At 67.3% G+C, this 20,685-nt stretch carries 21 protein-coding genes; 9 read left to right on the top strand and 12 right to left on the bottom strand.

Annotated features, from left to right (window positions below; translation table 11 throughout):
• Positions 1–64 precede the first annotated feature (64 nt).
• Together ACLIJ1_RS17180 and ACLIJ1_RS17175 are read right to left on the bottom strand one after the other, a co-directional pair.
• The gene (locus tag ACLIJ1_RS17180; RefSeq protein ID WP_411366756.1) at positions 65–895 is read right to left on the bottom strand and encodes a metallophosphoesterase; all 831 of its coding nucleotides are present in this window, start codon (positions 893–895) and stop codon (positions 65–67) included.
• Entirely contained in the window at positions 892–1,869 is a 978-nt protein-coding gene (locus tag ACLIJ1_RS17175; protein ID WP_411367030.1) for a LysR family transcriptional regulator, read from the bottom strand. Before ACLIJ1_RS17175 ends, ACLIJ1_RS17180 begins: the two co-directional genes overlap by 4 nt.
• A 103-nt stretch (positions 1,870–1,972) precedes the next feature.
• Between ACLIJ1_RS17175 and ACLIJ1_RS17170 the strand changes: the two genes are divergently transcribed.
• Positions 1,973–2,530 carry a hypothetical protein gene (locus ACLIJ1_RS17170; RefSeq protein WP_411366755.1) on the top strand — a complete coding sequence of 186 codons (558 nt, stop codon included), beginning with the start codon at positions 1,973–1,975 and terminating at the stop codon, positions 2,528–2,530.
• Positions 2,531–2,554: 24 nt separating this feature from the next.
• Entirely contained in the window at positions 2,555–2,716 is a 162-nt protein-coding gene (locus ACLIJ1_RS17165; RefSeq protein ID WP_411366754.1) for a hypothetical protein, read from the top strand.
• A gap of 97 nt (positions 2,717–2,813) precedes the next feature.
• On the opposite strand, the gene ACLIJ1_RS17160 is transcribed toward ACLIJ1_RS17165, so the two are convergent.
• Complete coding sequence (locus ACLIJ1_RS17160; protein ID WP_411366753.1) at positions 2,814–4,691, bottom strand: phosphoenolpyruvate carboxykinase (GTP); 1,878 nt, start codon at positions 4,689–4,691, stop codon at positions 2,814–2,816.
• Between the two features lie 315 nt (positions 4,692–5,006).
• On the opposite strand from ACLIJ1_RS17160, the gene ACLIJ1_RS17155 reads away from it, so the two are divergent.
• The gene (locus ACLIJ1_RS17155; protein WP_411366752.1) at positions 5,007–5,396 is read left to right on the top strand and encodes a DUF4440 domain-containing protein; all 390 of its coding nucleotides are present in this window, start codon (positions 5,007–5,009) and stop codon (positions 5,394–5,396) included.
• Between the two features lie 57 nt (positions 5,397–5,453).
• Here the strand turns inward: ACLIJ1_RS17155 and ACLIJ1_RS17150 are convergent, their stop codons facing one another.
• From ACLIJ1_RS17150 to ACLIJ1_RS17140, 3 genes are all read right to left on the bottom strand, one after another.
• Positions 5,454–5,597, bottom strand: coding sequence for a hypothetical protein (locus tag ACLIJ1_RS17150; protein ID WP_411366751.1), 144 nt, complete (start codon positions 5,595–5,597; stop codon positions 5,454–5,456).
• Positions 5,598–5,684: 87 nt separating this feature from the next.
• Positions 5,685–6,101 carry a PaaI family thioesterase gene (locus ACLIJ1_RS17145; protein WP_411366750.1) on the bottom strand — a complete coding sequence of 139 codons (417 nt, stop codon included), beginning with the start codon at positions 6,099–6,101 and terminating at the stop codon, positions 5,685–5,687.
• A 10-nt stretch (positions 6,102–6,111) separates the two neighbouring features.
• Positions 6,112–7,311, bottom strand: a complete 1,200-nt coding sequence (locus ACLIJ1_RS17140; protein ID WP_411366749.1) for a threonine ammonia-lyase — start codon at positions 7,309–7,311, stop codon at positions 6,112–6,114.
• A gap of 315 nt (positions 7,312–7,626) precedes the next feature.
• Between ACLIJ1_RS17140 and ACLIJ1_RS17135 the strand changes: the two genes are divergently transcribed.
• Positions 7,627–9,891 carry an ATP-binding protein gene (locus tag ACLIJ1_RS17135; protein WP_411367029.1) on the top strand — a complete coding sequence of 755 codons (2,265 nt, stop codon included), beginning with the start codon at positions 7,627–7,629 and terminating at the stop codon, positions 9,889–9,891.
• Here the strand turns inward: ACLIJ1_RS17135 and ACLIJ1_RS17130 are convergent.
• The 3 genes from ACLIJ1_RS17130 to recQ all read right to left on the bottom strand — a co-directional run bounded on the left by ACLIJ1_RS17130 (position 9,881) and on the right by recQ (position 13,150).
• Positions 9,881–10,606 carry a glutamine amidotransferase gene (locus ACLIJ1_RS17130; RefSeq protein ID WP_411366748.1) on the bottom strand — a complete coding sequence of 242 codons (726 nt, stop codon included), beginning with the start codon at positions 10,604–10,606 and terminating at the stop codon, positions 9,881–9,883. The two genes, ACLIJ1_RS17135 and ACLIJ1_RS17130, sit on opposite strands and share 11 nt — an antisense overlap.
• Before the next feature lie 126 nt (positions 10,607–10,732).
• Entirely contained in the window at positions 10,733–11,074 is a 342-nt protein-coding gene (locus ACLIJ1_RS17125; protein WP_411366747.1) for a hypothetical protein, read from the bottom strand.
• A 174-nt stretch (positions 11,075–11,248) separates the two neighbouring features.
• Entirely contained in the window at positions 11,249–13,150 is a 1,902-nt protein-coding gene (recQ, locus tag ACLIJ1_RS17120) for a DNA helicase RecQ (protein ID WP_411366746.1), read from the bottom strand.
• Positions 13,151–13,229: 79 nt separating this feature from the next.
• Between recQ and ACLIJ1_RS17115 the strand changes: the two genes are divergently transcribed.
• The gene (locus ACLIJ1_RS17115) at positions 13,230–14,282 is read left to right on the top strand and encodes a homocysteine S-methyltransferase family protein (RefSeq protein WP_411366745.1); all 1,053 of its coding nucleotides are present in this window, start codon (positions 13,230–13,232) and stop codon (positions 14,280–14,282) included.
• A 288-nt stretch (positions 14,283–14,570) separates the two neighbouring features.
• A complete protein-coding gene (locus ACLIJ1_RS17110; RefSeq protein ID WP_411366744.1) occupies positions 14,571–15,521 on the top strand; it encodes a TerC family protein in 951 nt (316 codons plus the stop codon).
• Between the two features lie 6 nt (positions 15,522–15,527).
• Here the strand turns inward: ACLIJ1_RS17110 and ACLIJ1_RS17105 are convergent, their stop codons facing one another.
• The 3 genes from ACLIJ1_RS17105 to ACLIJ1_RS17095 all read right to left on the bottom strand — a co-directional run bounded on the left by ACLIJ1_RS17105 (position 15,528) and on the right by ACLIJ1_RS17095 (position 17,979).
• Positions 15,528–16,142, bottom strand: coding sequence for a cyclic nucleotide-binding domain-containing protein (locus ACLIJ1_RS17105; protein WP_411366743.1), 615 nt, complete (start codon positions 16,140–16,142; stop codon positions 15,528–15,530).
• 93 nt (positions 16,143–16,235) lie between these two features.
• Positions 16,236–17,105, bottom strand: a complete 870-nt coding sequence (locus tag ACLIJ1_RS17100) for a pirin family protein (protein ID WP_411366742.1) — start codon at positions 17,103–17,105, stop codon at positions 16,236–16,238.
• 1 nt (position 17,106) lies between these two features.
• Positions 17,107–17,979 carry a pirin family protein gene (locus ACLIJ1_RS17095; RefSeq protein WP_411366741.1) on the bottom strand — a complete coding sequence of 291 codons (873 nt, stop codon included), beginning with the start codon at positions 17,977–17,979 and terminating at the stop codon, positions 17,107–17,109.
• A gap of 74 nt (positions 17,980–18,053) precedes the next feature.
• Between ACLIJ1_RS17095 and ACLIJ1_RS17090 the strand changes: the two genes are divergently transcribed.
• The 3 genes from ACLIJ1_RS17090 to ACLIJ1_RS17080 all read left to right on the top strand — a co-directional run bounded on the left by ACLIJ1_RS17090 (position 18,054) and on the right by ACLIJ1_RS17080 (position 20,682).
• A complete protein-coding gene (locus ACLIJ1_RS17090; protein WP_411366740.1) occupies positions 18,054–19,097 on the top strand; it encodes an RNA methyltransferase in 1,044 nt (347 codons plus the stop codon).
• A 164-nt stretch (positions 19,098–19,261) separates the two neighbouring features.
• Positions 19,262–20,293: a methyl-accepting chemotaxis protein gene (locus ACLIJ1_RS17085; RefSeq protein WP_411366739.1), complete on the top strand. Its 1,032-nt coding sequence runs from the start codon at positions 19,262–19,264 to the stop codon at positions 20,291–20,293.
• 17 nt (positions 20,294–20,310) lie between these two features.
• Positions 20,311–20,682 (top strand): response regulator, encoded by a 372-nt coding sequence (locus ACLIJ1_RS17080; RefSeq protein WP_411366738.1) that lies wholly within the window; start codon positions 20,311–20,313, stop codon positions 20,680–20,682.
• Positions 20,683–20,685 lie beyond the last annotated feature (3 nt).

Below are 20,685 nucleotides of genomic sequence, written 5' to 3'. Positions count from 1 at the left end.
CTCCGTCATGGTGCCCGTGACCGGGCGGATTTCCTCAGTGTACGCGCGGGTTTTGGCGTCTCCCCTATGGGATTTCCACATGCACTGTCAGATTGGGCCTGAAGCCCACCTGTTCGTCCTTGCGCGCATATCCCAGCGGATTGGCGACGATGCGGCAGCGGCCGACCCGAAGGTCGGTCGGGCAATGCAGGTGCCCGTGCAGCCAGAGGTCGGCGTGCGGCAGCAGATCGTCGAGTGCGTTGCAGAAACCGGCTGTGCCGGGCGAGAGGCCATAGCGCGGGTCGGCGCTGTGCAGCGTGGGCGCAAAGTGCGTGACCACCACCGTCGGCCCGGCATGCGGCCTGGCGAGCTCGGCCCGCAACCAGTCCTGGCATTCGAGCGCGAGTTCGCGCATCGCGGCCGCATCGAACAGCGCGCCGCGCCACTGGCCCGCCATCTTGTGCAGATAGAAGTTGGCTGCGCGAAACGCCTTCTCACGCAGGCGCAGGCGCTCGGTTTCGGTGGCCTTGTCGGGCGAGAGCGCGTCGTAGTCGCTCCAGAGCGTGGTGCCTACGAAGCGCACGCCGTCGAACTGCAGCGACTCGCGTTCGAGCCAGGCGATGCCCAGCCGGTCGCAGGCGCGGCGCAGGTCGGCATGCGCATCGTCCCAGTCGAGGTTGTCGTACTCGTGGTTGCCCGGCACGAACAGCACCGGCACCGGCCAGCCGGCGTACTGCGGCAGCGGTGAAAAGCGCTGCAGGCCCCAGTCCGGCTCGTCCATCGCGCTGCCGTCCCGCCGCGTCTGGTACGAACCGACGTCCCCGGCCAGCACCAGCAGGTCCGCCCCGGGGGCCGGTGTCGCGGCAAAGGTCGGGTCGGCCTCCAGGTGCAGGTCGCTGAGCAGTTGCAGGTTCATGCGGCGATTGTCGTGCCCGGTTCGGCGAACCCGTGCCGAGCCGCCCGCTCGACCGCCTTGCGCAGCCAGCGATGGGCGCCGCTGTGCTCCGAATGGCGGTGCCACAACGCGTCGACGTGCACCGCCGGTACCGGCAGCGGCAGCTCGCGCAGCGTCAGCGCCGATTCGATGCCGGTGACCTCGACAAAGTGGCGCGGCAGCACCGTCAGCAGGTCGGTGCTCGCGACGACGCGGCCGGCGGTGAAGAACTGGTTGACCGTGATCACGATGCGGCGCTGGCGCGACTGGGCCGACAGCGCCTCATCGACAAAACCGAACGGCCGGCCCGAGAAGCTCACCAGCAGATGGCGCGCGGCGCAATAGGCGTCCAGCGTCAGGGGCTTCTTGGCCAGTGGGTGGTAGCGCCGCATCACGACCACGTATTCGCCGTCGTAAAGCCGCTGGTGCTGGAAGCGCGGGTTGTGTTCCTGCAGGTGGATGGCGGTCAGCTCGGCCAGCACGCCGGGGAAATGGCCGATGGCCAGGTCCGCCGAGCCCGACTCCAGCAGGTCGCGCGGGTCGCGCGTGGTCAGTGGCACGATGCGCAGATTGACACCAGGTGCCTCTTTTTCCAGCAGATCGACCAGACCCGGCACCAGCTTGGCGGCGGTGGCGTCCGCCATGGCCAGCACGAAGGCCTTGGCCGCGGTGGCGGGCTCGAAGTCGGCCGGTGAGAGCGATTCGCGCAGCTGCGCCAGCGCATCCCGCACCGTCGGCCACAGCGCCAGTGCCACAGGCGTGGCCTCGACGCCGTAGCCCGAGCGCCGCACCAGTTCGTCGCCCAGGCTCTCGCGCAGGCGCTTGAGCGCGTTGCTCACCGCGGGCTGGGTCATGGCCAGGTTGTGGGCCGCGCGCGTGAGGTTGCGTTCGGTCATGACCTCGTCGAACACCCGCAGCAGGTTCAGGTCCAGCGTGCGGAAGTTGGTTTCATTCATCATGAATATGAATGTAATGCATCACAAAAATAAATTGGCGTGACATCGGGGTTAACCCTAGCATTCGTCTGTCCAAAAGACTGTTTCTCCAAAGGAGTTCGCCATGAGCACCGTCTTCTCCCCTTCTTCCTCCTCGGTGGGCACCGGTTCTGCCCCCGCCGAACGCGGCGTTTACCGTGCCCGCCGCCGCTTTGACGGCTCCCGCGGCCTCGCCGCCATGCTGCTGGCCGCCGCTGTGGCTGCCCTCGTCGTGCTGGCCGACCAGATGATCAGCACCTGGGCCGACGGTCACCTTTTCCTCGGCTGGGTTGCCCTCTGGGTGGTGATCTTTGCCGGCTCGGCCCTGTTTGCCGGCACCGCCCGCCGCATGGCCCACGCCACGCTGCGTTCGCTGGACAGCTGGTCCAAGTCGATGGCCGAAGCCCGCGCCGAGGCCCGCCTCTGGGACCTGGCCCGCACCGACCCGCGTCTGAAGGCCGAGCTGATGCTGGCGCGCGACCGCGAAGCCGATCTGGTGGAAGCCCAGCAAGCACCCGTTGCCGCCGACGACTACGCGCAGGCTCTGGCTCCGCTGGGCCTGGACGCCGGGTTTGCATCGCCGATCCGCCGCTGGGCGCAGATCGAAGTGCGCCGTCAGATGGGCTACCTGCCTTACCTCTGAACCGCCCAACGCCAGGAGCATTCCATGAGCCTGATCGCCTATCTCTACCGCTGTACCAGCATCTGGCGCGGGCTGTTCGGCCCGGCGCACGCCGTGTCCGACGAAAGCGACGACCGCGGCTGGGGCCAGTTCCCCGAACGCCTGGTCGACGGTCGCGGCACCCACACGCATCTGAAGCACCTGTGACCTGTTGAGCGTCCGGGCAGACCGGTCGCCCGAACAGCACCAATAAAAAAGCCCTCCGGCGAACCGGAGGGCTTTTTCTTTTGTGGGCTCGTCTCGATCAGACGGCGGCCAGGCGCTTCTCCAGATCGGCCTTGGTGGCGACCAGCTCCTTAGGGAGGTGGTAGGCCAGCTGTTCAAAGTGCGCATCGTGCAGCTTGAGCTCCTCGGCCCAGGCGGCCTTGTCGATGCTGGTCACGGTCTTGAACTGCTCGGCACTGAAGCTCAGGCCGTTCCAGTTGATCTCGGCGTAGGCCGGCGCGGTGCCGAACATGGTCTGCTCGCCCTGGGCCTTGCCCTCGATGCGGTCGATCATCCACTTGAGCACGCGCATGTTGTCGCCGTAGCCCGGCCAGACGAACTTGCCGTCGGCGTCCTTGCGGAACCAGTTGACGCAGAACATCTTGGGCGTCTTGCCACCGGCGGCGCCAGCGACCTTCTGGCCGACATTGAGCCAGTGCTGGAAGTAGTCGGCCATGTTGTAGCCGCAGAAGGGCAGCATGGCGAACGGGTCGCGGCGCACCACGCCCTGCGCGCCAAAGGCGGCGGCGGTGGTCTCGGAACCCATGGTGGCGGCCATGTAGACGCCTTCGGTCCAGCTGCGGGCTTCGGTCACCAGCGGCACGGTGGTCGAGCGGCGGCCGCCGAACAGGAAGGCGTCGATCGCCACGCCCGCCGGATCGTCCCACTGCGGGTCTAGCGCCGGGTTGTTGGTGGCGGCGACGGTGAAGCGCGAGTTCGGGTGGGCGGCCTTGGTGCCCTTTTCCTTGGCAATCGCCGGGGTCCAGTCGTTGCCCTGCCAGTCGATCAGGTGATCGGGCACGGTGCCAGAGTCCTTCTCCATGCCTTCCCACCACACGTCGCCGTCGTCGGTCAGCGCGACGTTGGTGAAGATCACGTCCTTGTGCAGCGAGCGCATGCAGTTCGGGTTGGTGTGCATGTTGGTGCCGGGCGCGACGCCGAAGTAACCCGCTTCGGGGTTGATCGCCAGCATCTTGCCGTCGGCTTGCGGCTTGACCCAGGCGATGTCGTCACCGATGGTGGTGACCTTCCAGCCGGGGAACGCGCTCTCGGGCGGAACCAGCATGGAGAAGTTGGTCTTGCCGCAGGCGCTGGGGAACGCGGCGGCGACGTGGTACTTCTTGCCTTCGGGATTGGTCACGCCCAGGATCAGCATGTGTTCGGCCAGCCAGCCCTGCTCGCGGCCCATGTTGGAGGCGATGCGCAGCGCAAAGCATTTCTTGCCCAGCAGCGCGTTGCCGCCATAGCCCGAACCGTAAGACCAGATTTCGCGCGTTTCGGGGAAATGCACGATGTACTTGACCTTCGGGTTGCAGGGCCAGGTGGTGGTGTCCTTTTCACCGGCGGCCAGCGGCGCGCCCACGGTGTGCATGCAGGGCACGAAGTCGCCGTTGCTGCCCAGCACGTCGTACACGGCCTTGCCCATGCGGGTCATCAGCTTCTGGTTCACGGCCACGTAGGCGCTGTCGGTCAGTTCGATGCCGATGTGGGCGATGTGCGAACCCAGCGGGCCCATCGAGAACGGCACCACATACATGGTGCGGCCCTTCATGCAGCCGTCGAACAGCGGGTTCAGCGTCTGGCGCATTTCGGCCGGGGCCATCCAGTTGTTGGTCGGGCCGGCGTCTTCCTTGTTGGCCGAGCAGATGTAGGTGCGGTCTTCCACGCGGGCCACGTCGGACGGGTCGGTCCAGGCCAGGAAGGAACCCGGGCGCTTGGTCGGGTTGAGCTTCTTGAAGGTGCCGGCGTCGACCAGTTCCTGGCAGAGGCGGTCGTATTCGGCCTGGCTGCCGTCGCACCAGTACACGTTGTCAGGCTTGCACAGGGCCACCATGTCGGCCACCCAGGCGATCAGGCGGGCGTGTTTGACGTAGGAGGGCGTGTTGAGGTTCAGGCCCTGCATCACGGGAGAGTTCATCGAAAAGGCTCCGGTAGTTTTGAAAACGGCGGGCTCAAGAGACACCGACAGCCGCGGGCCACGTGGAATGGGCGGGCGGCTGAAATTCCCTTGGGCAAAAAGGGCGGTCGGCGTTCGGGGCTGCAGGGCGGTTGCCGTGCGGCGGGGCAGTCAGGAAGGGGGCGGGTGATCCCGGGTCCTGACCCGTGTGTCGGCCAATCTGCCAATTTTAAAAAAGAAGGCGGGTCAGTTACCGGCAAGTTACATGCAAGACTTGCATAACCTGATGCCGATAACCCGGTTTCCGCCCCGCGACCGGGGCGATAGAGTCTCGGAATGGAACCCCAACTGAACCTGGCGCCCCACCTGACACCCCTGCTGGACGAGTTGCGCAGGCTCGAAGACCTGTTCCACGCAGCCTATCCCGATGCCACGCCGACTGCCTTTGACCGGCTGGTCGATCCCGGTTTCTGGGAGGTCGGCGCGACCGGGCGCCCCTACAGCCGGGCTTTTGCACGGCAGGTGCTGGCCGATCGCCACGGCCGGCCCGACCCGGCGACCTGGGTCACCGACGATTACCACCTGCAGGAAGCAGGGCCCGGCGTCTACCTGCTGACCTACCGCCTGCGCCAGCCCAGCCGGGTGACGCGCCGCCTGACGGTCTGGCGGCGCGATGGCCAGCGCTGGCAGGCTGTTTACCACCAGGGTACGGTCGTCAGCGTCTGAATAGAGGACACAAAAAAGCCGCCCGGAGGCGGCTTTCGCGGAAGCGGTGTCCGGGCCTCAGGCCATGAACACGGCAATGAAGGCCAGCAGGAAGATCAGCACGCCGCCGGCCACGGGCAGCACCACGGGCATGTACGGAACGATGGACTCCACCACGTCCTGGGGCTGGTCGGCGTGGTCGTCGTGATGGGCGTGGGCCATGGAAAGTCTCCGGGATTGAGATAAATCAATGGTCATTCTAAGGTGCCCGTGCGCACCGGCATACCGGGGCAGACCCCAAGCCCGGCTTCAGAGAAGGGCATAGGTGGTGCTGGCTCGGCAGACGCTCCTGCCATCCTCGGCGCCTGCGATGTCGATCTCGCCAAACACCAGGTTCTTGCCCGCGCGCACCACCCGCGCCGTGACCAGCGCGTCCTGGTTGGACAGCGGCTTGAGGAAGCTGCTGTTCTGCTGCACCGTGGTCATGGGGCGCTGCGTGCCCAGGCGGGTCACGATGGCCAGCACCATGGCGGTGTCGGCTGCGGCCATCAGCGCCTGGCCGCAGACCATGCCGCCAATGCGGGCCAGTTGCTCGTTCTGCGGCAGGCGCAGCACCACCTCGTCGGTCTGGAAACGCTCCACCCGCAGGCCCAGCGCCTGCACCCAGGGCGCGAACCAGTCGGACAGGCAGGCCTGCAGCGTCTCGGTGGTGAGGGTGTCGGTCATGTCCAAGGCCTCACATCAGCTGGGCGTCGAAGCCCGCAGCTTGCAGCGCGTCGATCACCTGTTGCACATGTTCCCGGCCGCGCGTCTGCAGCACCAGCTCGACCGCCACGTTCTGCGCCGCCAGCAGGGTGAAGGCGCGCTGGTGGTGCACCTCGTCGATGTTGGCGCCGGCATCTGCGACGATCGCCGTGATGCGCGCCAGGTTGCCGGGCACGTCGCGCGCGCTGACCTGCACGCGGGCCAGCCGTCCGGCACGCACCATGCCGCGTTCGATGATCGAGGCCAGCAGCATCGGGTCGATGTTGCCGCCGCAAAGCACCAGGCCGACGTTGCGGCCGGCGAACGGCGCCGGGTGCTTGAGCAGCGCGGCCAGGCCGGCGGCGCCAGCTCCTTCGACCAGCGTCTTCTCGATCTCCAGCAGCATCACGATCGCCTGCTCGATGTCGCCCTCGTCGACCAGCAACAGGTCGTCGACCTTGTCCCGGATGATGGCCTGCGGGATGACGCCCGGCGTGCCGACGGCGATGCCTTCGGCGATGGTGCTGCTGCCCTGCGGCAGCTGCGTGCCCTTGATGGCGTTGAACATGGCCGGGAAGCGCTCGGTCTGCACGCCGACGATGCGGATGTCCGGCCGGATCGCGCGCGCCGCGGTCGCCATGCCGGCGATCAGGCCGCCGCCGCCGATGGCGATCACCAGCGTGTCGATCTCGGGCTGCGCCTGCAGCATCTCCAGTGCGACGGTGCCCTGGCCGGCGACGATGGCCTCGTCGTCGTAGGGATGCACGAACACCAGCCCCTGCTGATCGGCCAGCGCGTAGGCATGGGCACGCGACTCTTCCAGCGTGTCGCCGTGCAGCACGACCTCGGCGCCGAAGCCGCGCGTGCGCTCGACCTTCACGCCCGGCGTGAAGCGCGGCATCACGATCACCGCCCGGATGCCCAGCCGCTGCGCGTGATACGCCACACCCTGCGCATGGTTGCCGGCGCTCATGGCGATCACGCCCCGCGCGCGCTCTTCTGGTGAGAGTTGTGAGAGCTTGTTGCAGGCACCGCGCTCCTTGAACGAGGCGGTGTATTGCAGGTTCTCGAATTTGAGGAAGACCCGGCAGCCAGTGAGCTGCGAAAGCGTGCGCGATTCCACGCACGGGGTGTCCAGCACCTGGCCGTTCAGGCGCGTTGCAGCGGCGTCAATGTCTCTTTTTTCCAGCATCGGGCGATTGTGCGGCCGGACGATTGTCACAAGTGAGCGGGAAAGGCCCCATAGCTCGATGGATCACGCTGGATCACGCTCTTCCATGATTCATCAAGCTGGGTTATGGTCCGCTCACATCCGCATGGCGGTACCGCTTCCCCTGTTGTCACGACTGGAGGTAACCACATGAGCAAACGCCTGCTGCAGCGCGCCACGCCGACGGCCACGGCCGTGGCCGAATCGCGCCCAGGCCCGGAGCCGCGGCCCAGCGCGGCGATCGACGCACGGGTGTTCGTGCCGCCGGGGCTGCGTCAGGCCCCGGTGCTGGACCTGATGTGTTCGCACTTCGTGCTCACGCTGGCCGCGCGCCAGGGGCAGCGCTTCAACGTGCGCCGCGACCTCAATACCCTGCTGGCGCTGGCCGGCCGCCACCTGATCTGGCCGATGACAGTGCTCACGCGGTTGCGCGAGTTCCTCTCCCGCCGCTGCAAGGACAACGAACTCTGGAGCGGCAATGACAAGCTCTCGACGGCCGCCTTCATGGAGCGCTACGGCGTCTGGCGCGGGCCGTACGAAGAAGGCACGCTGTTCTTCTATCTGGACGAATACGCCAAGGAATCGCCCAAGGACCTGCTGTCGGTGCTGGCCGTGACCGGCGACTGGCTCAACCAGGCACTCAAGAAGCAATCCACCCTGGTGGAAAAGAACATCGACGCGCTGGCCAACCTGCTGCAGCTCAACCGCGCCGAACGCGCACTGCTGCTCTACGGCACGCTGGCGCGCTACCAGCGCGACCTGCGCTCCATCCTGGTCGAGTTCAAGGTCAACAACGCGCCCGAGGCCTATGCGGCCATCGCCGACGTGGCCGGCGTGAAGGCCAGCGAAGTGGGCGAGGCGCTGCGCGCCGGCTCGCGGCTCGAACGCATCGGCATGGTGGAGAACCTGATCTCCGAACACAACATCACCGACCTGGCCGATCTGATGAAGGTCAGCGAGAAGCTGCCGCCGGTGTTGATGCGCGAGTACCGCAACGAGAGCGAGCTGATGGCGGTGTTCACCCGCCCGGCCGCGCGCTCGGCGCTCAGCCCCAAGGACTTCGACTACGTGGCCGACGACGTGCGCCTGCTCAGCGGCCTGCTGCGCGAGGCGGTGGCGCGCAAGGAGCCGGGTGTGAACATCCTGCTCTACGGCCCGCCCGGCACCGGCAAGACCGAGCTGGCGCGCGTGGTCGCGCAGGCCGCCGGACTGGAGTTGTTCGAGGTGGAATACGCCGACCGCGACGGCAACGCGCTCTCGGGCCGCGACCGCTACCGCTCGCTCCAGATCGCGCAGGTGTTTCTCAAGGGCACGGCGCATTCGGCGCTGCTGTTCGACGAGGTCGAGGACGTGTTCCCGCCGATCAGCAGCGAAGCGGCGCAGTTCCTGGCGCGTGCCGAGCAGGTGCCTGCCGCGCAGAGCCACAGCGTCAGCGGCAAGGCCTGGGTCAACCAGATCCTGGAATCCAACGCAGTGCCCACGGTCTGGGTCACCAACCGCATCGAGCAGATCGACCCGGCGTTCCGCCGCCGCTTTGCCTACCACCTGGAACTCAAGAGCCCGCCGCCCGGCGCGCGCGAGCAGCTGGTGCGCAAGACGCTGGAGGGCGAGCCGGTGTCCGAAGCGCTGGTGGCGCGGCTGACCGCGCGCAAGGGACTGACGCCCGCCCAGATCCGCACCGCGGTGCGTTTCGCCCATCTGGTGGCGGCGCCGGCCAAGCCCTCGCGCCGGCGCAAGGTGGCGGCCGACAGCGGCCCGACGCTGGACGAGCTGATCGAGCGCCAGCTGCGCAATGCCGACCTGGCGCTGGGCCGCGCGCCCGACGCCGGCATGCGCCCTGAAGTGACGCAGTACAGCCTGGAGATGCTGAATGTCGAGTCGCGCTACGACATCGGCCGCATCATCGACGCGCTCAAGGCGCGCGGCCACGGCTGCCTGTGTTTCCACGGCGCACCCGGCACCGGCAAGACCGCGCTGGCCGAGCACATCGCCAAGTCGCTGGAGCGGCCGCTGATGATCCGCCGCGCCAGCGACCTGGTGAGCAAGTTCGTGGGCGAGACCGAGCAGCAGATGGCGGCGATGTTCCGCGAGGCCGAAGCCGAGAAGGCGGTGCTGTTGCTGGACGAGGCCGACAGCTTCCTGCAGGACCGGCGCGGCGCGCAGCGCACCTACGAGGTGACCGAGGTCAACGAGATGCTGCAGGGCATGGAGCGCTTCAACGGCATCTTTGTCTGCACCACCAACCTGATGGACGCGATCGACCAGGCGGCGCTGCGGCGCTTCACCTTCAAGATCAAGTTCAAGCCCCTGCTCAAGGAGCAGCGCGAACGCATGTTCGTGGTCGAGGCGCTGGGCGGTGACGAGGCGGCGCTGACCGATGCGATCCGCTCACGCCTGGCGAAGCTGGAGCAGCTGTGCCCGGGCGACTTCGCGGCGGTCAAACGCCAGGTCGAGATCCTCGCCGAGACCCTGCCGCCGGAAGAATTCCTGGCGCAGCTCGAAGCCGAGCACCGCATCAAGCCCGAAGTCCGCGAAGCGCGAACCATCGGGTTCACGCACTGAGTACCAAGCGTGCAAACCGAGGCAGCACGGAGGCTGCCTCCGGCGTTGGTGCGAGCGATCCTGCGATCTCCGTTGCGTCGAGGCCTTCTTTGGCCAGCACATCTCCGAGGCCGTCGAGGTAGGCGCGCAGCGCCTCATCGGAAAACTCCGGGTGGAACTGCACGCCCCAGGCGCGGTCACCGACGCGGAAGGCGTGGTGGGCTTCGTGGGCGCTGCCGGCCAGCAGCACGGCGTTGGCCGGCAGGCTGCGCACCGATTGCCAGTGCACCGCCTGCGCGGGAAAACGTGCGGGCAGCCCGCCGAGCAGGGGGTCGTCGGCCGACACCGGGTGGCGCTCGACCGTCACCGTGCCGATCTCGACGCCGTCGGGGTGGTGGCTCACTTCGCCACCCAGCGCATGGGCCAGCAGCTGGTGGCCATAGCAGATGCCCAGCACCGGCGTGCCGGCCTCGACAGCGGCTTGCAGCCAGGGCACCAGCGCCTCGCTCCAGGGTTCGCGTTCGCTGACCATGCTGTGCGAGCCGGTCAACACCACGCCCGCGAACTGTTCGGGCGGGGCAGGCAGACCGTCGGCCTGGGCATCGTGGCTCTGCACGGTGGCGGCGCCACCTTCGCGCAGACCCGCCGCGATCCAGTCGTCGAAATCGCCCAGGCGCTCGCGGATGTGCGCGTGGGTGGAGCCGGTCTTGATGATGAGCAGTGGCAGCGAAGGCATGGTCCGATTCTAGGAAGCCGCCACCGCGTGTGCCGGTGCAGGGGCACTCTGCGGGATGCGCCAGAAACGGCGAAGCCGCCCGCACCCGAAGGCGCGTGGCGGCTTCTGTGACCGGGCCGTGCCCGGTCAGTGCAACAGAGCCATGGGGCCGGAAGGCAGTTCCTCCGGCGCGTGATCGGGATGGTGCTCGACGAAAAAGCGCAGCTTGTGGTCCAGGCGACCCACGCGGGAGTTGGCCTCGGCTTCGCAGAAGTGCTTGGAGATCAGGTTGAACATCTTGCCGCGCAGGAACCACAAATCCTGAGGCGTGCGGCAGGCGATCAGGGCAGCGTGCAGGCGCGTGCGCAGCGGGTCCTGGATGTCGGCCATCGCGTCTTCGAATTCGCTGACGAGGAAGTCCAGTTCAAGCACCTGGGTGTCGTGGTAATTCGATTCTTTCCTTCCGAACCAGGGCAGCTTGAAAAACATGGATGGACTCCTTCCTGTGGCCAATGGGCCGGCAGACCACCGGCTTCCTCTGAAACATCGGCCCGACAGTTGGGGTCTTGAGAGAAATGGACCCCAAAACCCCCCCAATTCCGACGGGCGGTCGGGGCATCAGACGATGGTTTGACAGAACAGCCGGCGCGGGCCGGCTAGGCCTCAATCGAAAGCACTCACCACCCGCAGCACCTCGGCGCCGTAGGCTTCGCGCTTTTTCTGGCCGATGCCGGAAATGCCATCCAGATCGGCCATCGAGCGCGGTTTCTGTGCCGCAATCGCACGCAGGGTCGCATCGTGGAAGATCACGAAGGCCGGCAGGTTGTGTTCGCGCGCCACCTCGGCGCGCCAGGCCTTGAGCGCGTCCAGGCATTCGCGCTCGGACAGCGACAGCGGCTGGCCGTCCGGTGCCGTAGTTGTGCCCTTGCTGCGGCTGCGCGTGCTGCGCCCGCTCTTGCCCTCGATGACCTGGCGCAGCCAGACCTGCGCCTCGCCCTTGAGGATCGGGCGCGCGCCATCGGTCAGGTGCAGGGTGTTGTAGGGCGCATCGTCCACGCGCACCGCTTCGCGCGCGATCAGCTGGCGCAGCAGTGCGCGCCACTGGCTCTCGCTCAGGTCGGCGCCAATGCCGAAGGTGCTGAGCTTGTCGTGGCCGTACTGAGTCACCTTGTCGGTCACCTTGCCGCGCAGGATGTCCATCAGGTGCCCGGCGCCGAAGGCCGTGCCGCTGGCCTGCTGCACGCGGTAGATGCACGAGAGCATCTTGCGCGCGGCCTCGGTCGCGTCGTTGAGCTCGGGCGGGTGCAGGCAGTTGTCGCAGTTGCCGCAGGGCTGGCTGGCCTCACCGAAGTAGCTCAGCAGCCGCACCCGCCGGCAGTCGCTGGCTTCTGCCAGGCCGAGCAACGCGTCCAGCTTGCCGCGCAGCACCTGTTTGAATTCGTCGCCCGCCGGGCTATCGTCGATCATGCGGCGCTGGTTCACCACGTCCTGCAGGCCGTAGACCATCCAGGCGTCGGCCGCCTCGCCGTCGCGACCGGCGCGGCCGGTCTCCTGGTAGTAGCCCTCGATGTTCTTGGGCATGTCCAGGTGGGCGACGAAGCGCACGTCCGGTTTGTCGATGCCCATGCCAAACGCGATGGTGGCCACCATGATCAGGCCCTCTTCGCGCAGGAACCGGTCCTGGTGCTTCTGGCGCACCGATGAGTCCAGACCCGCGTGGTAGGGCAGGGCATTGAGACCGTGGTCGCACAACAGGGCGGCGACTTCTTCCACGCGCTTGCGCGACTGGCAGTAGACGATGCCGGCGTCGTGGCTCTGCGCGCTCATGTGCTCGTCGCGGATGAAGCGCAGCAGCTGCTGCGTGCCGTCCTTTTTCTCGACGATGGCGTAGCGGATGTTGGGACGGTCGAAGCTGCTGACGAAGCGCTGCGCGTCCTGCAGCTGCAGGTGCGTCACGATGTCTTCGCGCGTCAGGTCGTCGGCCGTGGCGGTCAGGGCGATGCGCGGCACGCCGGCGTAACGCTGGTGCAGCACCACGAGTTCGCGGTATTCGGGGCGGAAATCGTGGCCCCACTGGCTCACGCAATGCGCTTCGTCGATGGCGAACAGCGACAGCAGGCCACGCTCGTGCAGCGAGTCGAGCAGCGCCAGGAAGCGCGGCGTGGTCAGCCGCTCCGGCGCGGCGTAGAGCATGGTGATCTCACCCTTGAGCAGGCGGCGCTCGATCTGCTGCGCCTCGTCCTGCGTCAGGCTGGAATTCAGAAAGGCCGCGTCCACGCCCGCTTCCAGCAGCGCGCCCACCTGGTCGTGCATCAGCGCGATCAGCGGCGAGACCACGATGGCCACGCCATGCCCCGCGCGCTGGCGCACGATGGCCGGGATCTGGTAACACAGCGACTTGCCGCCGCCGGTGGGCATGAGCACCAGGGCGTCGCCACCCTCGCTCAGGTGCGTGACGATGCCGGCCTGTGGGCCGCGGAAGGCCTCATAGCCGAAGACCTCCTGCAGTACCGCCGCACAGGCCTCCAGCGTCTCGCCTTCGGCGGAAATGTCGATCGCATCCATGGGCAGTATTGTCGGGGATGCGGTCGGGGCAAGCCGCGCGGTGGGTCGGTCCCGGCGCGGGACTTTCTACAATCGCGGCATGAAAACGCCCGTCTACACCCGCGCCCAGGCGCTGCCCGAGATCCTGAAGCACCGCATCGCCATCCTCGACGGCGCGATGGGCACCATGATCCAGCGCTTCAAGCTGGGCGAAGAACAGTACCGCGGCGAGCGCTTCAAGGACTTCCACAAGGACGTCAAGGGCAACAACGAGTTGCTGAGCCTGACCCGTCCGGACGTGATCCGCGACATCCACGAGGGCTACCTCGCGGCCGGTGCCGACCTGATCGAAACCAACACCTTCGGCGCGACCACCATCGCGCAGGACGACTACGACATGGCGCACCTTGCGCGCGAGATGAACGTGGCCTCGGCCCGCATCGCCCGCGAAGCCTGCGACAAGTACTCGACGCCCGACAAGCCGCGTTACGTGGCCGGCGCCCTGGGCCCGACGCCCAAGACCGCCAGCATCAGCCCGGACGTCAACGACGCCGGCGCCCGCAATGTGACGTTTGAGCAGCTGCGCGCCGCGTATCTTGAACAGGTCGAAGGACTGGTCGAGGGCGGCGCCGACGTGCTGCTGGTCGAGACCATCTTCGACACGCTCAACGCCAAGGCCGCCCTGTTCGCCATCGACCAGTTCTTCGAGCAGAGCGGCCAGCGTCTGCCAGTGATGATCAGCGGCACCGTGACCGACGCGTCCGGCCGCATCCTCAGCGGCCAGACCGTCACGGCCTTCTGGGCCAGCGTGCGCCACATCCAGCCGCTGTCGATCGGCCTGAACTGTGCGCTGGGCGCGACCCTGATGCGCCCCTACATCCAGGAACTGGCCAAGGTCGCGGGCGACACCTTCATCAGCTGCTACCCCAACGCCGGCCTGCCCAACCCCATGAGCGACACCGGCTTCGACGAGACGCCGGACGTCACCAGCCGCCTGGTGCGCGAGTTCGCGGCAGAGGGGCTGGTGAACATCGTGGGCGGCTGCTGCGGCACCACGCCGCAGCACATCGGCGCGATCCATGACGCGGTCGCCACCCAGTCTCCGCGGGCGGTGGGGCGGTCGGTGTTCTACCGGGAAACAGAACTGGCCTGATCGTGCCTTCCTGAATAACAGCAGGATTTCATCAGGCTGGGCCTGAAGGACCTTCTGGCCACAGGGTCTGCATTGGCGGGCCACAATCGCGGCTCCCATCAAGGGGAGTAACCCATCCGCAACCGGACACTTAGCCCGGCCCTGCGGGCGGGGGTTCCGTCAGTACGCAGCCTGCGCGAGCAGGCCGCCGGAATCCCCGGGTTGGGCTTCAAGCCCAACCTAGGCCAGACCTTGGAGGGTGTTCCTCACTTCGATCAACACCGTCCGCTCTGAAAGGTCTTGTCATCCATGGAAACCATCGCACCCCTCTGGCTCTGGGGCGTCTTCGTCGCCTTTGTTCTGGCGGCCCTGTTCGTCGACTTCGTGTTGCTCAAGAAGCAGGGCGCCCACGAGGTGGGCGTCAAGGAAGCGCTGAACTGGTCGATGGCCTGGGTGGCGGTCAGTTTTGTCTTCAACGGCCTGCTGTGGTGGGCGGTCAGGGACACAACCGGCTCGACCGAACTGGCGAATGAAAAGTCGCTGGAGTTCCTGACCGGTTACCTGATCGAGAAGAGCCTGGCGGTCGACAACATCTTTGTCTTCCTGCTGATCTTCACCTACTTCGCAGTGCCGGCGGCGTACCAGAAGCGGGTGCTGATGATCGGCATCGTGGGCGCCATCGTGCTGCGCACGATCATGATCCTGGTGGGCGGCTGGCTGCTGGCCCAGTTCCACTGGATCCTCTACGTCTTCGGCGCCTTCCTGATCCTGACCGGCGTGAAGATGTGGTGGGCCGCCGGCAAGGAGTCCGACCTGAACGACAACCCGGCGCTCAAGCTGCTGCGCAAGCTTATGCCCGTGAGCAAGGAATACGACGGCGAGAAGTTCTGGACTGTCGAGAACGGCAAGCGCATCGCCACGCCGCTGTTGATGGTGATCGCCATGGTGGGCCTGACCGACGTGATCTTTGCGGTCGATTCGATCCCCGCCATCTTCGCCATCACCAGCGACCCGTTCATCGTGCTCACCAGCAACGTGTTCGCCATCCTGGGTCTGCGCGCCATGTTCTTTCTGCTGCAGGCCGCGGCCAGCCGCTTCCACCTGCTCAACTACGGCCTGGCCGTGATCCTGGTGTTCATCGGCAGCAAGATGGTGCTGATCGACATCTACAAGATTCCGGTGGCGGTGTCGCTGGGCGTGGTGATCGGCATCCTGGCGGTCACGATGCTCTGGAGCTCGAAGACGGCGCCCAAGACCTGAGGCCGATCACTTCCTCTTGTCCGGCGTGGGCATGAGGACGTCGATTTCCTGCTGCAGGGTCCGCACGAGCTTGGCGTGCACCTGCAGCTTCTGGCTGGCTTCGCGCAGGCGTTCGGCCAGCCGCAGGGCGATCGCGGTCATGAGCTTGGCGCCGGTCGCGGGCTGCTCGGCGATCAGGGCCACCAGCGCGTCGCGGGTCAGCACGGCGCAGGAAACGTCGGTGCTCGCGGTGCAGGTGGCCGAGCGGGCTTCTCCGTCGACCAGGGCCATCTCGCCGATCAGGCTGCCGGGGCCGAGCACGCTGAGCGTGACCGGGCCGGTGCGGCTGGCCTGCTGCGACTCCACCGTGACTTCGCCGCCCAGCACCAGCACCATGAAGCCGGTGTCGCCCGTCTCGCCCTGGCGGATCAGTGTGGTGCCTGACGAAAAGCGGCGCGGGCGCATGAAACCGACCACGGCCAGTGCGTCTTCTTCGTTGAGCTGGGCCAGCGCGGTCGGCGCGCGCAGCCAGAGCGCAGCCTCGTGCGCGGCCGACGAGCCGGCCACCGCCGCCAGCCGCTCGCTGGGCAGGCGCGACTCGGGGGCGTCTTCGCCGAGCCCGGAAAACAGTTTGTCGAACATGGACATTCGCGCATTGTGACGCGGGATGGCCGGCCCAGGCGTGACCAGATGCACCAGCAGGGCCAGTGGGTGACGCCCTTCACGGACGCCGCATCAGCCCGGCAGCGGAATCCATTCGTCGTGGTCGTCGGGAGGCAGCGCGAAGCGACCGGCGGCCCAGTCGGCCTTGGCCTGCTCGATGCGCTCCTTGCGCGAGGACACGAAGTTCCAGAACATGTGGCGCTCGCCCAGCGGCTCGCCGCCGAAGACCATGAGCGTGGCGCCTTCGGCGCCCGCCGTGACGCTGTCCCCTTCACCGGTGAAGACCAGCAGCTGGCCGGGTTCGGCTGTCGTGTCGCCATGGCTGACCGCACCGCGCGCCACGTACACCGCCTGCTCGGCATGGCCGCCGGGCAGGGCCAGCGTGGCGCCGGGCTGCAGCTGCGCGTGCAGCGCGAACAGCGGCGAATGCGTGCGCACCGGTGTCGTCTGCCCATAGGCGCTGCCGGCAAACAGGCGCCACCAGACGCCGTCCGCTTCCCGCTCGGGCATCAGGGCCTGCGGGTAGTGGGTGAAGGCGGGCTCGCATTCTTCGTCGGCCTCGGGCAGGGCGACCCAGAACTGCATCAGTTCCAGGCCGCCGCCGGCGAAAGAGTCGGGGTGGGTGAAGCGTTCGGAATGGCTGATGCCGCGGCCGGCGGTCATCCAGTTGACGTCGCCGGGCTTGATGTCCTGGCGGATGCCCAGGCTGTCGCGGTGGGTGATCTGGCCGCTGAGCAGATAGCTCACGGTCGACAGGCCGATGTGCGGGTGCGGTCGCACGTCGGCGCCGCGCACGTGCTCGGGCGCCAGCGTCACCGGGCCGGCGTGGTCGAGAAACACGAAGGGGCCCACGTGGCGACGCTTGGCGTAGGGCAGCACCCGCCGCACCGTCAGGCCGTTGCCCAGGTCGCCGTGGCGCGCGGTGATCAGCATCTCCAGCATGTCACAGCCTCCCCATCCTTCCGCTCTGGAAGTCGACGAACGCCTGCTGGATCTCCTGCGGCGTGTTCATGACGAACGGCCCGTAGCCCACGACCGGTTCGTCGATGGGTTCGCCACACAGCCACAGCAGTGTGGTGTCGGCCAGCGCGGTCAGCTGCACCCCTTCGCCCTCGCGGTCGTAGACGATCATTTCCGCGTCGCCGGCTTCCTGGCCGTCGGCCGTCTTCACCCGTCCCTGGTAGACCAGCGGCACCGTGGTGTGGCCTTCGGGGGCGGGCAGGGTGATGGTGTGGCCGGCCTTGAGCTGCACGTCCCAGACCTGCATGGGCGTGAAGGTCTTGGCGGGTCCGGTGGCGCCGTCGTACGTTCCGGCGATGGGCCGCACCGAGCCGGCGTCGGCGCCATGGATGTCTTTCAGCGCCAGCGTCGGGATCTGCGCCGCAGCGATGCCCTGGTAGCCGGGCGGCGCCATCTTGTCGCGCGCCGGCAGGTTCACCCAGAGCTGCACCATGCGGAACGGGCCGCCGCTGCGGCCAAAGGCTTCGCTGTGGAACTCCTCGTGCACGATGCCCGCGGCCGCGGTCATCCACTGCACCTCGCCGGGGCCGATGGTGCCGCCGCCGCCGGACGAGTCGCGGTGCGTGACCTCGCCGTCGTAGACGATGGTCACGGTCTCGAAGCCGCGGTGCGGGTGCGCACCCACGCCGCGGCGTTTCGTGGTGGGTTCGAAGACCACCGGGCCGCCGTAGTCGAGCATGAGAAAGGGCGAGAACGCGGCGGGGTCGTCGTTGTACGAAAACAGGGTGCGCACCGGAAAACCGTCGCCGACCCAGTGGCCTTGCGTGTTGCGCTGGATGAATTGCACGGACTTCATCGGGGGAGTCTCCTTTGGAGGCCAATTGTGGGGTGAGGCCGCGTTTTGCAACACCGTCAGGGACAATCCGGGCTATGCGCATTTCCGAACTGCGCCAGCGGCTGCAGTCGCTCGGCGCCCTGCCCAAACACGAACACCGCGTGCTCCGCCTCTGGAGCCAGGCCCTGCCGCAGACGGCGGGCAAGCGGCAGATCGAACACTTCCTGCCGGCCACGCTGAGGGCCGCGCTGCCGGCGCTTGAAGCCGAGCTGGCGGGCCTGGCGCAACTCGCTTCGGCGCACCCTGGCGACGACGGTTCCGAGCGCCTGCTGGTCAAACTCGGCGACGGGCAACTGGTGGAAAGCGTGCTGCTGCTGCCCGACCGCACGCCCGGCCTGTGCGTGTCCACACAAGTGGGCTGCGCGGTGGGCTGCCGCTTCTGCATGACTGGCACCACAGGGCTGATCCGCCAGCTCGGCAGCGCCGAGATCGTGGCGCAGGTGGTGCTGGCGCGCACCCGCCGGCCGGTGAAGAAGGTGGTGTTCATGGGCATGGGCGAACCCGCGCACAACCTGGACAACGTGATGGAGGCGATCGAGCTGCTGGGCACGGCCGGCAACATCGGCCACAAGAACCTGGTGTTCTCCACCGTGGGCGATCCGCGCGTGTTCGAAGAGCTGCCGCGGGGTGCGGTCAAGCCAGCGCTGGCGCTGTCGCTGCACAGCACCAGGGCCGACCTGCGCCGCGACCTGCTGCCGCGCGCGCCGCTGCTCACGCCCGAAGAACTGGTCGACGCCGGCGAGGCCTATGCCCGCGCCACTGGCTACCCCATTCAATACCAGTGGACGCTGCTAGATGGCATCAACGACAGCGATGAGGAGATCGAGGGCATCGTGCGGCTGCTCACCGGCAAGTACGCCATCCTCAACCTGATCCCCTACAACACCACCGAAGGCATGCCCTTCGTGCGTCCGAGCTGGGAGAAGGCGGCCGACATCGCGCGCCGCCTGCACCGCCGTCACATCCTGACCAAGTTGCGCCAGTCGGCCGGGCAGGATGTGGACGGCGGCTGCGGACAGCTGCGCGCCCGCGCCGAGCGGCCGGCGCGCCCCGTGGTGCCCATCCGCACCGCCGCCTAGACCCCGAGACAGGCCGCTGCCGGCCCGTTATTTCGGGCTTAACTTCACCGGCGTCGGGCCGATAGTGGAGAGGACTGCGTTTCCATCTGTTACCGCTGCATGCGTTTGACGGACAGAGGCGTTTCCTTCCTCTTCACATCGAGCACTTTGGTATGCGTGTCCTGATGCATCCTTCTGCGGGGCAGCGATTGCCCGGCCTGGGCGCCTGGCTGCTGCAGCCGTTCGCGCGGCTGCTGCCGGGGTCTTCCCGCTCCGCGGTGCCGCCCGTGCTGACACAGGTGGCCGAACGTCTGGGCGAGGCAGAAAAGCTCTGGTCAAGCCACATCGGCACCGCACAGGACCAGATGCGCGAAGCCACGCAGAACCTGCTGCAGGGCTTCGTGAACATCCTGGACGAGCTCGACCACATCGTGGCGCCGGATGCGGGCAACCAGTCCGCCGAGATCGATACCCGCGCCGTGCTGCTGACCCGCTGCGAGCAGCAGCTGCGCCAGCTGCTGGGGCACTTCTCCGGTTTCATCGCGACGCGCGAAGAAATGCTGGGTTCGGTGCGCTCGCTCTCCGACGCCGCCAGCCAGCTGGCGCAGATGGCCGACGACGTCAGCCTGCTGGCGCGCCAGACCAACTTCCTGTCCATCAACGCCGCCATCGAGGCCGCCCGCGCCGGGGAGACCGGGCGCGGCTTTGCGGTGGTGGCGGCCGAAGTGCGCCGCCTGTCCAACGCATCGGGCGCGACCGGCCAGCGCATCAGTGACCAGGTGGAGAACTTCGGCCTGCACATGAATGAAGTGCTGCTGACCGCGGACATGAGTGCCGAGCGCGACGCACAGGCCACGCAGTCTTCGGGCGAGATCGTCAACGAAGTGATCGGTCTGGTCGGCAGTTCGGTGGCCGACCTCAACGACCGTGCCGCGGCACTGCGCGAACGCGGCGCGGTGGTCAAGGCCCACGTCGAGCAGCTGATGGTCGACTTTCAGTTCCAGGACCGCGTGCACCAGATCCTGGATCAGGTGCGCAGCTCCATGGGTGAGGCCACGCGGCGCCTGCAGCAGGCGGTCGCCGAAGGCCGCATGCCCGACGCTGCCGAGTGGGCCGCCTTGCTGACCGCGGGCTACACCACCGACGAACAGCGCCAGGTGTCCGCCGGGCAATCCGCCCAGTCTGCCGCAGCCAGCGGTGAAACCACTTTCTTCTGACCTCCGGGAGTCTCCACATGGCCAAGACCATATTGATCGTCGACGATTCGAGTTCGCTGCGCATGGTGGTGCGGCTGGCATTGACGCGCGCGGGCTACGAGGTGCTCGAAGCCGGCGATGGCAAGGAAGGCCTGGCCCAGCTGGAGAAGGCGGGCAAGGTGCACCTGATCGTGAGCGACGTGAACATGCCGATCATGGACGGCATCGCCTTCGTGACCGAGGTCAAGAAACACCCGCGTCACAAGTTCACCCCGGTGGTGATGCTGACCACCGAAGGCCAGGACGCCAAGAAGGAGCAGGGCAAGGCGGCCGGAGCAAAAGCCTGGATCTGCAAGCCCTTCAACCCGCCCCAGCTGCTGGATGCGGTCTCCAAGCTGATCCTGCCCTGAAGG

Source organism: Hydrogenophaga sp. RWCD_12 (assembly GCF_046604225.1).
Classification (GTDB): Bacteria; Pseudomonadota; Gammaproteobacteria; order Burkholderiales; family Burkholderiaceae_C; genus Hydrogenophaga.
Note: the sequence above shows the minus strand (reverse complement) of the source record. Positions and strands in the feature narration are given on the sequence as shown.

Excerpts from the sequence above, each read along its gene's own strand:
- ACLIJ1_RS17180 (WP_411366756.1), bottom strand. The coding sequence starts at position 895 with ATGAACCTGCAACTGCTCAGCGACCTGCACCTGGAGGCCGACCCGACC.
- ACLIJ1_RS17175 (WP_411367030.1), bottom strand. The coding sequence starts at position 1,869 with ATGAATGAAACCAACTTCCGCACGCTGGACCTGAACCTGCTGCGGGTG.
- ACLIJ1_RS17170 (WP_411366755.1), top strand. The coding sequence starts at position 1,973 with ATGAGCACCGTCTTCTCCCCTTCTTCCTCCTCGGTGGGCACCGGTTCT.
- ACLIJ1_RS17165 (WP_411366754.1), top strand. The coding sequence starts at position 2,555 with ATGAGCCTGATCGCCTATCTCTACCGCTGTACCAGCATCTGGCGCGGG.
- ACLIJ1_RS17160 (WP_411366753.1), bottom strand. The coding sequence starts at position 4,691 with ATGAACTCTCCCGTGATGCAGGGCCTGAACCTCAACACGCCCTCCTAC.
- ACLIJ1_RS17155 (WP_411366752.1), top strand. The coding sequence starts at position 5,007 with ATGGAACCCCAACTGAACCTGGCGCCCCACCTGACACCCCTGCTGGAC.
- ACLIJ1_RS17150 (WP_411366751.1), bottom strand. The coding sequence starts at position 5,597 with ATGGCCCACGCCCATCACGACGACCACGCCGACCAGCCCCAGGACGTG.
- ACLIJ1_RS17145 (WP_411366750.1), bottom strand. The coding sequence starts at position 6,101 with ATGACCGACACCCTCACCACCGAGACGCTGCAGGCCTGCCTGTCCGAC.
- ACLIJ1_RS17140 (WP_411366749.1), bottom strand. The coding sequence starts at position 7,311 with ATGCTGGAAAAAAGAGACATTGACGCCGCTGCAACGCGCCTGAACGGC.
- ACLIJ1_RS17135 (WP_411367029.1), top strand. The coding sequence starts at position 7,627 with ATGTGTTCGCACTTCGTGCTCACGCTGGCCGCGCGCCAGGGGCAGCGC.
- ACLIJ1_RS17130 (WP_411366748.1), bottom strand. The coding sequence starts at position 10,606 with ATGCCTTCGCTGCCACTGCTCATCATCAAGACCGGCTCCACCCACGCG.
- ACLIJ1_RS17125 (WP_411366747.1), bottom strand. The coding sequence starts at position 11,074 with ATGTTTTTCAAGCTGCCCTGGTTCGGAAGGAAAGAATCGAATTACCAC.
- recQ (WP_411366746.1), bottom strand. The coding sequence starts at position 13,150 with ATGGATGCGATCGACATTTCCGCCGAAGGCGAGACGCTGGAGGCCTGT.
- ACLIJ1_RS17115 (WP_411366745.1), top strand. The coding sequence starts at position 13,230 with ATGAAAACGCCCGTCTACACCCGCGCCCAGGCGCTGCCCGAGATCCTG.
- ACLIJ1_RS17110 (WP_411366744.1), top strand. The coding sequence starts at position 14,571 with ATGGAAACCATCGCACCCCTCTGGCTCTGGGGCGTCTTCGTCGCCTTT.
- ACLIJ1_RS17105 (WP_411366743.1), bottom strand. The coding sequence starts at position 16,142 with ATGTTCGACAAACTGTTTTCCGGGCTCGGCGAAGACGCCCCCGAGTCG.
- ACLIJ1_RS17100 (WP_411366742.1), bottom strand. The coding sequence starts at position 17,105 with ATGCTGGAGATGCTGATCACCGCGCGCCACGGCGACCTGGGCAACGGC.
- ACLIJ1_RS17095 (WP_411366741.1), bottom strand. The coding sequence starts at position 17,979 with ATGAAGTCCGTGCAATTCATCCAGCGCAACACGCAAGGCCACTGGGTC.
- ACLIJ1_RS17090 (WP_411366740.1), top strand. The coding sequence starts at position 18,054 with ATGCGCATTTCCGAACTGCGCCAGCGGCTGCAGTCGCTCGGCGCCCTG.
- ACLIJ1_RS17085 (WP_411366739.1), top strand. The coding sequence starts at position 19,262 with ATGCATCCTTCTGCGGGGCAGCGATTGCCCGGCCTGGGCGCCTGGCTG.
- ACLIJ1_RS17080 (WP_411366738.1), top strand. The coding sequence starts at position 20,311 with ATGGCCAAGACCATATTGATCGTCGACGATTCGAGTTCGCTGCGCATG.